The following is a 13586-nucleotide window of genomic DNA, read 5'->3' as shown; positions in this document are numbered from 1 at the left end:
AGACCAACCAAAAAGGGGAGTGTGCCGGATGACCACCGTATCGCGACGTCAATTCTGCATGGGGGGCATCGCCCTGGCTGCAGCAGCTCCCCTGGCGATGTCACTCCCAGCCATCGCTCAGCAACTGAAGGGCGGCACCTTGCGTGTCGCCGTGCTGAGCGAACTCGCCAATTACGATCCGCAGCAGCTCTCGACCGTCAATTTCCACGTCATCAAGAACCTCTATGACAGCCTGATCGAATACACGCCCGAGGGAAAGCCGGAGCCGAGCCTGGCGACTGAGTGGACGATCGCGCCTGACAAGACCTCGGTCAGCGTGAAGCTGCGCGATGGCGTGACCTTCCATAGCGGCACTCCGTTCAAGGCCGATTCCGTATTGGCGACGCTGCAGAAGGGAGCCGATCCCAAGCGCGGCAAGAACGTCTTTTCCACGATGTCGATCGTCAAGGACTGGTCGGCGCCCGATGACCGGACCGTGGTGATCAACTTCAAGGCTCCGGTTCCGGAACGGCAGATCCTCGACCTGCTGCAGTTCCTGATCCCGATCGAGGCAAAGGGCATCGATACGGTCGAGACGGTTCCGGCCGGCACCGGCCCCTTCACCCTGGTGAGCCGCGCAGTCGGGCAGGGCTTGCGCCTCAAGGCCAATCCGAACTACTGGCGCGAGAAGCAGCCGATCGTGCAGGATCTCGTCTTCACTGTGTTCAGCGAGGATGCGGCGGCGAGCGCGGCGCTCGAGTCGGGCGCCGTCGACATCATCTATAACGGCTCCTCGCGGAGTGCCGTGCGCCTCAAGAGCGCTGGCTACCAGGTCTTTTCCGGACCCGGCAAGCTCGTGCAGGTCTTCCGCATCAACTCGACGCGTGGCCCATTCCGCAACAAATCCTACCGCCAGGCCTTCAACCACCTGATGGATCGCGCGGGCATCCTACGCGTCGGCTATGCCGGCATGGGCGAGGTCGTCGCGCAGCCCTGGGCGCCGGCAAGCCCGGCCTTCGACGCCAGCTTCACCAAGGCCTACGCCTACGATCTCGACAAGGCGAAGGCCTTGCTTGTGGCATCCGGCCTCTCGGCGGCCGAGATGAAAGACTGGAAGATGCTGGTCAATGGCAGCGACGAGGCCTCGGTCCAGATCAGCCAGATCGTACAGGCCTCGCTGGGCAAGGCCGGGATCCCGATCGAGCTCGATATCCGCCAGGGGGCCGAATTCGTCAGTGCGCTGCTGGGCGGCGATTTCGCCGCGGTCTTCGGTGCAGTCGGGAATGTCCAGAAGTTCCCGTCGCGCGTGACGACGAACTCGATCTATCGGACCTCCCAGAACCCAATCCTCAAGGACCCGCACCCGCATCCGGCCTATGTCGCGGCGATTGCCAAGGTCGATGGCGCCGCGGGGGGAGCGGCCGAGGTCAAGGCATCTTATGACAACCTGAACAAGGTGCTGGTGGACGAGGCCTTCGCGATACCGACCAATTCCTATGAGGTCGGCCTGATCGTCGCCTCCGACAAGGTTGGCGGGGTGACACTCGAGATCGACAACCTCCTCGTCGCGCGGACGATCGGGTTCAAGTAATGCGGAGCGGTGAGGCGGGACGCCGTCGCCGGGACGAGGTCGCGGCGTCACGCAGCCATCGGTTGCGCGGCGTCCCGCGATGAGCGCGACCTCAGGATCGACCCTGTACGTGCTGCGCCGGCTTTCTGCCCGCCGCAGCACGTCGTTGAGTTTCGCCTTCCTGTTGCTGGTGGCACTGGCGGCGGTGTTTGCCGATCTGCTCCCGCTCGACCCGCTGACGCAGAACCTGGCGGACTCGCTGATGCCGCCATCGGCTTCCGCCTGGTTTGGTACCGACGAGCTTGGGCGGGATATCCTGGCACGCGTGGTCTATGGCGCGCGAACGTCGCTCGTCACCGCCTTCGGTGCCGTCGTTATCGCGGCGCTGATCGGGGTGCCGGTCGGGCTCGTCGCCGGCTTTTTCGGTGATTGGCGCGATTCTGTGTTGATGCGCTGCATCGATGTCTTGCTGGCGCTGCCGAACATCCTGTTCGCCATGGCGCTGATCGCTGTACTCGGTCGCAGCCAGGCGGCGGCCCTGGTCGCTGTCGGCATTGCGGGGATACCGAATTTCGCGCGGATCGCGCGAGCGCAGGTCATGGCCTTGCGCCAGCTCGATTTCGTCACGGCGGTGCGCAGCTTCGGCGGCGGCTCGTCCTACATCATGTTCCGCACCATTCTGCCCAACGCGCTGAGCCCGCTCGTCGTGCAGGCGATCGTGCTCGCCTCGGTCGCGATCCTGCTGGAGGCTGCACTCGCCTTTCTCGGCGTCGGCGTGCCGCCGCCGACGCCGAGCTGGGGCGAAATGCTGCGAACGGGGAAATCCTATCTGCACGAGGCGCCGACCTACGCCGTGCTGCCCGGTCTCGTGCTGACGCTGACGATCCTCTCCTTCGATACGATTGGCCGTGCCCTGACCGCGCTGCTCGACAGGCATGATCCCGGTGTGCCGGAGCGCAGGGGGCGATGACGAGCTATCTGCTGCGCCGCCTGTTTCAGATGCTGCCGGTGCTCTTTCTCGCATCCTTCGCGATCTTCGCGATGATCTACGCGGTGCCGGGCGGCCCCGTGGCGGTGCTCGTTGGTGAGAACGCCTCTCCGGAGGAGATCGCGGCCACGATCGCGCGCTATGGCCTCGATCGACCGATGCTGGTCCAGTATCTCGACTGGCTCGGCCAGGCCGTGCGCGGCGATTTCGGTCTCTCGCTCCACAGCCGCCAGCCCGTCCTGGCGTTGATCGGAGAGAGGCTGCCAGCAACGCTGCAACTGGCGGTCGCCGCGATCCTGGTGGCGTTGGCCGTCGGCATACCCGTCGCAATTGCCAGCGCCGTGCGCCCCAATTCCTGGCTCGACCGCCTGCTGAGCGGGTGGAGCGCGCTGGCGCTGGGTGTGCCGACCTTCTGGCTCGGCATCCTGCTGATCCTGCTCTTCGCCGTCGAGCTCCGCTGGTTGCCGTCCGCCTCGCGCTACGTGCCGTTCTGGGAGGCGCCGGTGGATGCGTTACGCAGTCTCATGCTGCCGGCGCTGACACTGGGCATCTATGTCTCCGGCATCTTCGCGAGGTTCCTGCGCGCGTCGCTGATCGGCGAAGCGAAGCAGGATTATGTCCGCACGGCGCGGGCCAAGGGTTTGCCGGAAAGCCGCGTCGTCGGCCTGCACATCATGCGCAACGCGTTGCTGCCCTTCGTCACGATCGTCGGTTTGATGATGGCGAATTTCATCGGCGGTGCGGTGGTGACGGAAGCCGTCTTCACCTATCCGGGGCTCGGACGTCTGGTCATCCAGGCGATCAGCACCCGCGATTACCCGTTGATCCAGGGCTGCATCATGGTGATCCTCGTCGGCTATATGCTGGTCAACCTGATCATCGACCTGCTCTATGCGTGGATCGATCCACGCATCGAATATCATTGACACCGCTCCGCAGCGCGAGGTCCCGCACGGGCCTGCATGTGCAGGGCTCGCGCTGGCCATGCCTGTCAGGCGGAAACGATGGGGTCCTGCGAGCCGAGATGGCTCGAGATATGCGCGGCGACCTCGCGCAGCCGCATTCCCGCCTTCGCGGCGAGTGGCCGCGGCATTCGCATCAACGGCGCCGAGATACTGAGGGCAGCCACCGGGTAATGATTGTCGTCGAAGATCGGCACGCCGACGCACATCGCCCCGTCTTCGTTCTCGCCGATTTCCGTCGCGTAACCGAGCTTTGCGACCTGTCGAAGCTGGCGCTCGATCTCTTCGCGCTCGAGCAGCGTGCGTCCGGTTCGCTCGGTCAAGGGCAGGTCGAGCTGGCGCAGCTTTTCCGCTTCGGGGAGGAAGGCCAGGATCGCCTTGCCCAGCGCGGTGGAATGCATCGGATGGCTGTCGCCGATCCGCGCCTGCATGCGCAGCGAGCGATTGGCCTCGATGAGGTCGATATAGACGATCGTGCCGTTGCCCTTCACCGCGAGATTCACGGTTTCATTGAACTCGTTCATCAGTTCGACCATCGCCGGGCGTGCGAGTTGACGGATCTTGCTGAAGCTCGCATCGGCACGCGCGATCGAGCGCAGCAGCGGCCCGAGATTGTATTTGTCGGTCTCGCGGTTGTGGCTGACGAAACCGGCTTCCGTCAGCGTTTGCAGGTAGCGGAAGGTCGTCGTCTTCGGAATCCGCAGCTCACGTCCGACGGTCGTGAGCGCGATCTCGTGACCATGGCGCGCGACGAATTCCAGCACCTTGAGCGCCTTCATCACGGGCTGCACGACGTAAGGGTTGCCCGATTTCTTCGGCATGGTCGCCCCGCATCCTCGCTGTCGCGAGACTTCGCATAGCGGGTCCCTCTGAATTCCGCAAGACGAAACCCCTGTTCCTTTACATGGGATGAGGGCTCTGGTCTGCTTAAAATACCGGCAGTGGAGAACAGGCACGTGCGAGCGAACGGAAGCGGACCAGCAGCAACACTGCGTTTTGAGGAATCGGCGCGGCAGATCGCTGCGAATGCGCGCTACATCGCTGGCGGCGTGAACAGCAACTTCAGACTAGGCATGGCGCCGGGCCCACTCGTCTTCGAGCGAGGCGAAGGGGCCTATCTCATCGATGTCGATGGCAACCGCATCATCGATTATTACTGCGGAATGGGGGCAACGGTGCTCGGCCACACCCCGGCCAGGGTCATCGAGGCGGTGCAGCGCCAGGCGGAGCGTGGCATCCTGTTTGCCGGCCAGGCACCGATCGAGCACGAGGCGGCGAAGCTGATCTGCGAGCGCGTTCCCAGTGCCGAGCGGCTTCGCTTCGGTTCCTCGGGCTCCGAGGTGGCGCAGGCCGCGATCCGCCTCGCCCGTGCGGCGACGGGGCGGCGCACCATCGTCAAGTTCGAAGGGCATTATCACGGCTGGTTCGACAACGTCCTGTGGTCAACGGCGCCGGGTCTCAATGCGGCTGGTCCGAGCGACGCGCCCACGCCCGTCGCCGGGAGCCGGGGGCAGGACCCAAGCGCGGGCGACGGTCTGTCGATCCTCGGCTGGAATGACCTCGCTGCTCTCGAGACTCGCCTTGCCCGCGGCGACGTCGCGGCGGTGATGATGGAGCCGGCCATGTGCAACCAGGGCGCCATCGCGCCGCTACCGGGCTATCTGGAAGGTGCGCTCGCGACCTGTCGCGCCCATGGCGCCCTGCTGATCTTCGACGAGGTGATCACCGGCTTCCGCCTCGGCCGCGGTGGTGCCCAGGAGCGCTTCGGCGTCACGCCGGACCTGACGATCCTGGCGAAGGCGATTGCCAACGGTTTTCCCGTCGCAGCGATCGCGGGGCGGGGCGAGCTGATCGATATGTTCGCGGATGGTGTGCTCCATGGCGGCACCTTCAATGCGCAGCCGATCGCGATGGCGGCGATGGTCGCGACGCAGCAGGGGCTAACGCCGGAGCATTACGAGCGCAGCTCGGCTCACGGCCAGCGCCTTCAGGACGGTATCCGTGAGATCCTGGCTCAGGCGGGCATCAAGGCGCAGGTCGCGGGCTTTCCACTGATGTTCCACATTGCGTTCGGGCTGGACGCGCCGGCCCGCAACTACCGGGAGGTCGCGGCCTCCGACAAGGCGGCCTATAGCCGTTTCGCGCTCGCGCTGTTGAAACGCGGCGTTCGCGTGCTGGAGCGTGGTGCCTGGTTCGTCTCGTCGGAGCACGATGCGGCAATCGTCGAGGCCACATTGGAAGCAGTGCGCGGATCCGTGCGCGAGATCTGATCGGACGGATACCCCTGGGACACCCAGGTCGCCCTGGGCATTCCTTCCTTTGCAGTAATCACGAGCGGGCGGCCGGTTCGCACCGTCCGCTCGTTCTCGGGAGCAGCTGATTTGGTTCTCTTGGGACGGAATGGCCGGCCAAGCGAGCCTGAAGACCCTTTGCCGCCGCTGGCACTTCGTTTCCTGAGCCTGAGACGCAAGCCCGGTGCCGGCAGGTGAGCCATGGCTGCGGATTTCCTTGCTTCCGCAGTGTTGGAATGAGCACGCGCCTCCTCAAGCGGGGCGTTTGAACTGTCTCCCAAGAGCGAACAAGCCGAATGCCGCCAGCTGGCCAGCGACGAGCAGGAAAGGCCATTCAAAGCTTCCTGTGCGGCTGGCGACAATGGCAAACACCAACGGCCCGCATATCGAGCCGACGAAGCCGAACAGGCTTGCGCCCGACGTTACGTCGCCAATCAGAGTGGGCGGCGCGACCCGCGCAAGTTCGGCCATGTGGACACCGTTCCACCCCATCGAGGTGGCTCCGACCAGTGCCATGCAGCCATAGACCATCCAGGGACTGGCGGTTGTCGAAGAGACAAGCAGCATGATCGCGGAGCCTGCGCCCAAGGCCAGAAGCGAGAGAAGCAGGAGCCCGCCGCCCATGCGATCCGCCAGCCATCCGAAGAAGATGCGCGCGACCGTGCTCGCTGCAAGCAAGACGGCGATGTAGTGGCCGGCCTGCGCCAGGGTCTTTCCGTGCTGCGTGACCATGTAGGTTGCCGTGAAGGCCGTGATGCTGGCCTGCGTTATGGAAAACGACACACCCAGCGCGGTGAGCATCGGCAAGGACGGGTGCGAGTTCAGAACCCGGGCCGATCGGCTGAGCGAAGACGGCGAGAGGAACAGCCGGGCCCAGGCCCGGTTCCGTGGGCCCTTCTCGGCATCAAGACTTCTTTGAAAGGGCTGAACCAGCACGATGCAGAGAAGGATGATCGCGACAATCGTCCAGACCGCACCGACGAAGCCGAGCCCCAGGACCAGAGGCGCGACAACGAGACCGGCTATCGTGCCGCCCAGAGGCACGCCCGCCTGCTTGATCGAAAACACAAGTGTGCGGTGCCTGGGCGGCGCCGTGCGCATCAGCAACTGGCTGCCAGCTGGCGTATTGGGCGCCAGGCCCAGGCCCACAAGGAGCGCACCGACAAGGCCGACGAGGCCGAAGGACTGCGACAGGAGCAGGAGACCCACCGCGACGAAGATCAGGCCGAGCTGCAAGGCTCGGATCGGGCCGTGATGATCGAGCATCGGGCCGCCGCACGCCAGGAACCAGCATATGCCGACCGAAACGACCGCCGAAACATAGCCGATGCTTTCTGGCGTCATGCCCCAGCGTTGCGTCAGAATCGGACCCAGGAGAGGAATCGCCGCGGCGGCAAATGAGCTGATGACTTGCACAAGGAGAGTCGCGCTCAAGGCGCTCGCCCATACCGGCAGCTTCAAGGCAGATCTCCCGTCGCGTCGCCACTCGTCATTCCCCCTCCAGCTCCAGCACGAGCATGCAGGGATTGCGGCGTTGAACTGGTCTTCCGGCAATGTCGGCGACCGGTCGAGGCCGTTTCCCGGCTATGGGGGCTGCAGCAGAAGCATGCGGTTCGCCGGGCCGCGGCCTTTCGTGGTTGTTCTCCAAATCCGGAGAACCGGACCAACAGTCGGCTTCTTCCTTCTGCCGTAAGGCCGACATGGGTGATCCGGCGAAAATGGAGCCATTGCTTTGGAGGCTGTTGTCAGCGGTCACCGCTCCCGGCGATGCTGGAGCCGTGCCGGTCTTTCGATTCTGCCGATCTGAACTCGCCTCTGCCGGCGTAGGTCGACGAGTCTGATGCCGGTTCACTGCGCATGGTTGATGCGACCCTGAGGTCGTGCTGACGTCGATTGGACCGGGTTGGAGGATCTTGCGGGTGAGGGTCGACGTTCTGGGCCTGCAGGCCTTCGTCAGTATCGCCGAGCGGGGCAGTTTTCATGCCGCGGCCTCGCATCTTAATCTCTCCCAGACCGCGCTGAGCCATCGGATCCGGAAGCTCGAGGAATCCCTCGGAACGACGCTGCTCTTGCGCACCACGCGCCAGGTCTCGTTGACCCCGGCGGGGTCGGCGCTCCTGCCGCGCGCCCGCAAGATCTTTGAAGAGCTTGGTGCGGCCATCGATGAGGCGCGGGTCGATGCCGCGGATGCCGAGGAAGAGGTTGCGGTCGGCTGTCTGCCAACCGTCGCGGTCCACTGCATGCCGTCGGTGATCGCAGAGTTCGCCAGACGATATCCGGCGGTGCGCGTCCGGGTGCACGACAACTCGGCTTCGGAGATCGCCGACAAGGTGCAGTCGGGCCAGGCTGAATTCGGCGTGACCATCGTCGCCGCCAATCGCTGGGACCTCGAGCTCAAACCGGTGGTCAAGGAGCCGTTCGTGCTCGTCAGTCACCGCAGCATGCCGCTCGCGCGATCGGACTCGCTGACCTGGGCGCAGTTGCAGGGGCTGCCGCTCGTGCGGATCAGTGCCGAGACCGGAAACCGCGTCCTGATCGACGATGCGCTGGGTGCGCGGCGCGAGGCCCTGACCTGGCGCTACGAGGTCCAGCGCGTCATTACCGCAGTGAGTCTTGTCCGTTCCGCGATCGGGTACGCGATCGTGCCGCAGCTCGCGCTCGACTCTGTCGATGCCGGCGAATTGGTTGCGATCCCGCTGCGTTCACCGAGCATCAGCCGCACTCTCGGCATCGTCACCCGCAAGAATATGCTGCTGCGGCCGGCGGCGCGCGACCTCCTGGCGCTGGTCAGCGAGGCGCTGAGAAACAGTGTCTCGGATAAAGATGCATGAAAGTAATCAATCGCTGCATTCTTCTCATTTGATGGCAGAATAGCTTGGGGTCAGGGTCCTCGCKGGACAAGGAAACGCACAAGCAAGGGACGACCCATGCCTGGCTCCAAAGCAGCGACGATCGCGTTCATCGGATTTGGCGAGGCGGCCGGGTACGGCGCGCGGCAAGGGCGTGGCGCGTGATGAACATCGACCGCCGATCACTCCTTGCCGGGCTGGGTCTGGCCGGCCTCGGGCACGCGGCGCGTGCGCAGGTCCAGCCGGCGTGGCCGACGCAGATCATTCGGCTCGTGGTGCCGTTCACCCCTGGCGGCAGCACCGACCTCCTCGCGCGTCTGATTGCCAACCGATTGGAACGCACGATCCCCGGCAAGGGCTTCGTCATCGAGAACCGCCCCGGCGCCGGCGGCATKATCGCGGCGAGCCAGGTCGCGAAGTCCGATCCGGATGGCCATACGTTGATGATGGGGCATATCGGCACGCTTGCCTTCAACCCGGCGCTCTATCCCAACGTACCCTATGATCCGGTCAAGGACTTCCAGCCGGTGGCCCTGGTCGCCATGGTGCCGAACATCCTCGTCATCAATCCCAGCCTGCCGGCGAACTCGTTTCAGGAGTTCGTGGCCTATGCCAAGGCCAATCCGGGCAAGCTGAACTACAGCTCCGGCGGACAAGGCAGCGCGGCGCATATTGCCGGTGCCTATCTCGCGCATCGGGCCGGTTTCGAGGCGATTCATGTGCCCTATCGCGGCACCGCACCGTCGGTGACGGATCTCGTCGCCGGTTCCGTGCAATTCACGCTGACTGGCGGTCCGGCGGTTCTGCCGCTCGCCGCAGCGGGCCAGTTGCGAGCGCTCGGCGTCGCCAGCTCCGAGCGCACCTCTTTTGCCCCTCAGCTCCCGACCATCGCCGAAAGCGGGCTGCCGGGTTTCGAAGCCGTGCAGTGGTATGGCATCGTTGCCCCCGCGCACACGCCGGCCGCAATTGTCGAGCGCCTCAACCGCGAGATCAACGCGCTGCTCGACCAGCCCGAATTTGTCGCGGCGCTCGATCGCGACGGCGCGATCGCACGCCGCGAGACGCCGGAAGGCTTCGGGCGGCTGATCGCCTCGGAGGGGACGCTGTGGCGCGATATCATCACACGTGCCAGCATCACGGGCGGGGGCTGAGCGATGTCGCAGATTGCCGTGCCATGCATGCTGATCCGGGGCGGTACGTCGAAGGGCGCCTATTTCCTCGCCGAGGATCTGCCGGTTGGTACGGGCGCGCGTGACGCGTTCCTGCTCGCGGTGATGGGCTCGCCCGACAAGCGTCAGGTCGACGGGCTTGGTGGGGCTCACCCGTTGACGAGCAAGGTCGCGATCGTTTCGCGCTCGAGCGAGCCAGGCTGCGACGTGGATTTCCTGTTTGCGCAGGTCGGCATCGAGACCGCGTCGGTCGACACCACGCCGAATTGCGGCAACATCCTTGCCGGTATCGGCCCCTTCGCGCTGGCGCGGGGCCTCGTTCGAACAGAGGGCGCCAGCACGACGGTGCGGGTCCGGACGCTGAACACCGGCACCATCGCCGATCTCGCGATGCGGACCGACGCCGGTCAGGCAGGCGTCGAGGGCGATGCCCGCATCGATGGGGTGCCCGGAACCTCCGCACCCATCGACATCAGCTTCCTCGGCACGGAAGGCTCCGTCTGTGGCGCGCTGTTGCCGACGGGAAATCCGGTCGACATCATCGACGGTGTCGAATGTACCCTGATCGATAACGGCATGCCGGTCATCGTTCTCCGGGCGGTCGATGTTGGACGCACGGGCCACGAAACCCGCGAAGCGCTGCAAGAGGATACGGAGCTGAAGCAGCGCATCGAGCGCATACGCCTCGCGGCCGGACCTCTGATGAATCTCGGCGATGTGGCAAAGATGGTGGTCCCGAAGATCGCCCTTGTCGCGCGGCCCGTTGCAGGATCGATCGCGACGCGCAGCTTCATCCCGCATGAGTGCCACGCTTCGATCGGTGTCTTTGCCGCGGTGACGGTGGCGACAGCCGCAGCCCTGCCGGGGTCGCCGGCAGCTTCGGTCGCCGCGATGCCTACCGGTCGCGAACGCGCGATTTCCGTCGAACATCCGACCGGGGAATTCACGGTGAAGCTCATCGTGGGTGGCACGCCGGAGCGCCCCGTCATCGAGCGCGCCGGCCTGCTGCGCACCGCGCGCATTCTGATGGATGGCCAGGCCTACGTGCCACCGCATGCGCTCGCGCGCAGCGGCGACGAAGCACGTCGTGCCCCCGAATAGGACCGAGAAGAGAGGATTACAGCTCAATGGCGAGCCTGCAGAAGACGGGTCTGGTGATTACCGCCCACCCCGGCGATTTTGTCTGGCGTGCGGGCGGTGCCATCGCCTTGCACGCCAGGCAGGGCATGCGGGTAAAGATCCTGTGCCTGGCCTATGGCGAGCGCGGCGAAAGCCAGTTCGCCTGGAAGCAGGCGGGTGTGCGGGTGGAGGACGTCAAGGCGCAGCGTCGCGACGAAGCCGAGCGCGCCGCCGCGGTCCTCGGGGCCGAGATCGAATTCATGGATGCCGGCGACTATCCGCTGCGCACGACAGGGCCGATGCTCGACCGGGCGATCGACCTCTTCCATGAGCTCACTCCCAGCTTCGTGCTGACCCATGCGCTTGAAGACCCCTACAATGTCGACCATCCCGAAGCAGCACGCTTCGCGCAGGAAGCGCGGATCATCGCGCAGGCCGCCGGCCATAAGCCGGACCCCGCACGCCCCTATGCCGCGCCGCCGGTCTTCCTGTTCGAGCCGCACCAGCCCGAGCAGTGCAACTTCAAGCCGAACCTGATCCTCAACATCGACGAGGTCTGGGAGACGAAGCGCAAGGCATTCGAAATCCTGGCCGCGCAGAAGCATCTCTGGGAGTATTACACCCGAGTGGCGCTGAACCGCGGCATGCAGGGTGGGCGCAACTCCGGCAAGGCGATGACTTACGGTGAAGCCTACCAGCGCCTGTTCCCCGAAGCCCTGGAGTCCCTGGCATGACCGGCGTCGTCGTCCGCACGAAGAAACGGGCTGCAAGCGCCGATATGGCGGCATTCCAGGAACTTGGCGTCTCGACCACCCATGAGGCCATGGGCCGGACGGGCCTGATGAAGCCCTATATGCGCCCGATCTATGCCGGCGCCTCGATCGCCGGTGGGGCCGTCACCGTCCTCGCCCAGCCCGGCGACAACTGGATGATCCATGTCGCGATCGAGCAGGTCATGCCAGGCGACGTACTTGTGGTCGCCTGCACGGCAGATAACACTGACGGCATGTTCGGCGACCTTCTCGCGACCTCCCTCAGGGCGCGCGGCGGCATCGGCCTCGTCATCGATGCCGGAGTGCGTGATGTGCGCATCCTGACGGAGATGGGGTTCCCGGTGTGGTCGCGCGCGATCTCGGCCAAGGGGACCGTCAAGGCGACGCTCGGATCGGTGAACGTGCCGGTGGTCTGTGCCGGTGCGATGATCAATCCTGGCGACGTGATCGTCGCCGACGATGATGGCGTGGTGGTGGTTGCACGGCTCGAAGCGGAGAGGGTTGCCGCCGCGGCGCGGGCGCGGGAAGCGAATGAAGATGAKAAGCGCCGCCGGCTCTCCGCCGGCGAGCTCGGGCTCGACATGTATGGAATGCGCGATGGGCTCGCGAAAGCCGGGCTCGTCTATCGCGACGACAACTAAAAGGCGGCTCGGAAACAAGAGCCAGACCCAGGGAGGGGTATCACGATGACATTCCGCAGGACGGTTCTGAAGGCCTTCATGGCAGGTGCGCTCGCGGCGACACTGGGCTCCACGGCGCAGGCCCAGGAGGTGGTCAAGGTCGGGCTGATCCTGCCGATGACTGGCCCCTTCGCATCGACGGGACGCCAGATCGAAGCGGCCGTGAAGCTCTTCCTGGCTCAGAACGGCGCGATGCATGGCGGAAAGCGCCTGGAGGTCATTCTCAAGGACGATACCGGCAACGCCGATGCGACGCGCCGGATCGCACAGGAACTCGTGGTCAACGACAAGGTGGCGGTTCTGGCTGGCTTCGGCCTGACGCCGCTCGCCATGGCGACGGCCCCGATCGCGACCCAGGCCAAGATCCCGCAGATCGTGATGGCGGCTGCGACGGCGTCGATCACCGAGGCCTCGCCCTTCATCGTGCGCACCTCGTTCACCCTGCCGCAGGCGTCCGAGCCGATGGCGGACTGGGCCTGGTCGAACGGCATCAAGCGCGTCTTCACCGTCGTGACCGATTACGGCCCCGGGATCGACGCCGAGACCTCCTTCGCCAACAAGTTCAAGGCCGCCGGCGGCACGGTCGAAAGCGTGCGCGTGCCGTTGCGCAACCCGGATTTCGCGCCGTTCCTGCAACGCGTCTCCGAGGCAAAGCCCGATGCCCTGTTCGTGTTCGTTCCGTCGGGCATCGGCGCGCAGTTCATGAAGCAGTTCGTCGAGCGCGGCCTCGACAAGGCCGGCGTCAAGCTGATCGGCCCAGGCGACGTGGTCGATGACGATATCCTCAACGGTATGGGGGACGTCGCGATCGGCGCCATCACCACGCATCATTATTCGGCCAAGCACGACAGCGCAGCCAACCAGGCCTTCGTGAAGGCGTTCGAGGCCGCCAATCCAGGCGTGCGTCCGAACTTCATGGCCGTCGGCGGATATGACGGCATGCGGTTGATCGCCGAGGCGCTCAAGGCGACAAATGGCGACGCTGGCGGCGAAAAGCTCATCGCGGCGATGAAGGGCGCGTCCTGGGAGAGCCCGCGCGGACCGATCACGATCGATCCGGCGACGCGCGACATCATCCAGAACATCTATGTCCGCCGCACCGAGAAGGTCGGTTCCGACCTGTTCAACGTCGAGTTTGCCACGATCCCGCAGGTCAAGGATCCCGTGAAGGCGCGCAAATAGGCGGTCTGACGCGGCCGGACCGAC

The 13586-nt window shown here is 65.2% G+C and carries 12 protein-coding genes; 10 read left to right on the top strand and 2 right to left on the bottom strand.

Annotated elements, in window-relative coordinates; genetic code table 11:
* Positions 1 to 28: 28 nt before the first annotated feature.
* From AC1DIO_RS01750 to AC1DIO_RS01740, 3 genes are all read left to right on the top strand, one after another.
* Positions 29 to 1570: an ABC transporter substrate-binding protein gene (locus tag AC1DIO_RS01750; RefSeq protein WP_441504231.1), complete on the top strand. Its 1542-nt coding sequence runs from the start codon at positions 29 to 31 to the stop codon at positions 1568 to 1570.
* Positions 1571 to 1649: 79 nt separating this feature from the next.
* Positions 1650 to 2519: an ABC transporter permease gene (locus AC1DIO_RS01745; protein WP_441504232.1), complete on the top strand. Its 870-nt coding sequence runs from the start codon at positions 1650 to 1652 to the stop codon at positions 2517 to 2519.
* The gene (locus AC1DIO_RS01740) at positions 2516 to 3463 is read left to right on the top strand and encodes an ABC transporter permease (protein WP_441504233.1); all 948 of its coding nucleotides are present in this window, start codon (positions 2516 to 2518) and stop codon (positions 3461 to 3463) included. The genes AC1DIO_RS01745 and AC1DIO_RS01740 overlap by 4 nt, the downstream gene beginning before the upstream one ends.
* Positions 3464 to 3528: 65 nt before the next feature.
* Here AC1DIO_RS01740 and AC1DIO_RS01735 read toward each other — a convergent pair whose 3' ends face one another.
* Entirely contained in the window at positions 3529 to 4320 is a 792-nt protein-coding gene (locus AC1DIO_RS01735) for an IclR family transcriptional regulator (RefSeq protein ID WP_441492102.1), read from the bottom strand.
* Between the two features lie 135 nt (positions 4321 to 4455).
* Between AC1DIO_RS01735 and AC1DIO_RS01730 the strand changes: the two genes are divergently transcribed.
* The gene (locus AC1DIO_RS01730) at positions 4456 to 5769 is read left to right on the top strand and encodes an aspartate aminotransferase family protein (RefSeq protein WP_441504235.1); all 1314 of its coding nucleotides are present in this window, start codon (positions 4456 to 4458) and stop codon (positions 5767 to 5769) included.
* Positions 5770 to 6042: 273 nt separating this feature from the next.
* On the opposite strand, the gene AC1DIO_RS01725 is transcribed toward AC1DIO_RS01730, so the two are convergent.
* Positions 6043 to 7206, bottom strand: coding sequence for an MFS transporter (locus AC1DIO_RS01725; protein ID WP_441504500.1), 1164 nt, complete (start codon positions 7204 to 7206; stop codon positions 6043 to 6045).
* Between the two features lie 503 nt (positions 7207 to 7709).
* Here AC1DIO_RS01725 and AC1DIO_RS01720 point away from each other — a divergent pair.
* The 6 genes from AC1DIO_RS01720 (at position 7710) to AC1DIO_RS01695 (ending at position 13562) form a co-directional block, all read left to right on the top strand.
* A complete protein-coding gene (locus AC1DIO_RS01720) occupies positions 7710 to 8621 on the top strand; it encodes a LysR family transcriptional regulator (RefSeq protein ID WP_441504236.1) in 912 nt (303 codons plus the stop codon).
* Between the two features lie 182 nt (positions 8622 to 8803).
* On the top strand, positions 8804 to 9790 hold the full coding sequence (locus tag AC1DIO_RS01715) for a Bug family tripartite tricarboxylate transporter substrate binding protein (protein WP_476853064.1): 987 nt from the start codon (positions 8804 to 8806) through the stop codon (positions 9788 to 9790).
* 3 nt (positions 9791 to 9793) lie between these two features.
* Positions 9794 to 10909 (top strand): 4-oxalomesaconate tautomerase, encoded by a 1116-nt coding sequence (locus AC1DIO_RS01710; RefSeq protein ID WP_441504237.1) that lies wholly within the window; start codon positions 9794 to 9796, stop codon positions 10907 to 10909.
* A 26-nt stretch (positions 10910 to 10935) separates the two neighbouring features.
* Positions 10936 to 11661, top strand: coding sequence for a PIG-L deacetylase family protein (locus AC1DIO_RS01705; RefSeq protein ID WP_441504238.1), 726 nt, complete (start codon positions 10936 to 10938; stop codon positions 11659 to 11661).
* A complete protein-coding gene (locus AC1DIO_RS01700) occupies positions 11658 to 12341 on the top strand; it encodes a 4-carboxy-4-hydroxy-2-oxoadipate aldolase/oxaloacetate decarboxylase (RefSeq protein ID WP_476853063.1) in 684 nt (227 codons plus the stop codon). Before AC1DIO_RS01705 ends, AC1DIO_RS01700 begins: the two co-directional genes overlap by 4 nt.
* A 45-nt stretch (positions 12342 to 12386) precedes the next feature.
* Complete coding sequence (locus tag AC1DIO_RS01695; RefSeq protein WP_441504240.1) at positions 12387 to 13562, top strand: ABC transporter substrate-binding protein; 1176 nt, start codon at positions 12387 to 12389, stop codon at positions 13560 to 13562.
* Positions 13563 to 13586 lie beyond the last annotated feature (24 nt).

This window comes from Allobosea sp. 05T439 (genome assembly GCF_056396005.1).
Note: the sequence above shows the minus strand (reverse complement) of the source record. Positions and strands in the feature narration are given on the sequence as shown.

What these genes read in the sequence shown, in the direction of transcription:
- AC1DIO_RS01750 (WP_441504231.1), top strand. Translation starts at nt 29, where the DNA reads ATGACCACCGTATCGCGACGTCAATTCTGCATGGGGGGCATCGCCCTG.
- AC1DIO_RS01745 (WP_441504232.1), top strand. Translation starts at nt 1,650, where the DNA reads ATGAGCGCGACCTCAGGATCGACCCTGTACGTGCTGCGCCGGCTTTCT.
- AC1DIO_RS01740 (WP_441504233.1), top strand. Translation starts at nt 2,516, where the DNA reads ATGACGAGCTATCTGCTGCGCCGCCTGTTTCAGATGCTGCCGGTGCTC.
- AC1DIO_RS01735 (WP_441492102.1), bottom strand. Translation starts at nt 4,320, where the DNA reads ATGCCGAAGAAATCGGGCAACCCTTACGTCGTGCAGCCCGTGATGAAG.
- AC1DIO_RS01710 (WP_441504237.1), top strand. Translation starts at nt 9,794, where the DNA reads ATGTCGCAGATTGCCGTGCCATGCATGCTGATCCGGGGCGGTACGTCG.
- AC1DIO_RS01705 (WP_441504238.1), top strand. Translation starts at nt 10,936, where the DNA reads ATGGCGAGCCTGCAGAAGACGGGTCTGGTGATTACCGCCCACCCCGGC.
- AC1DIO_RS01695 (WP_441504240.1), top strand. Translation starts at nt 12,387, where the DNA reads ATGACATTCCGCAGGACGGTTCTGAAGGCCTTCATGGCAGGTGCGCTC.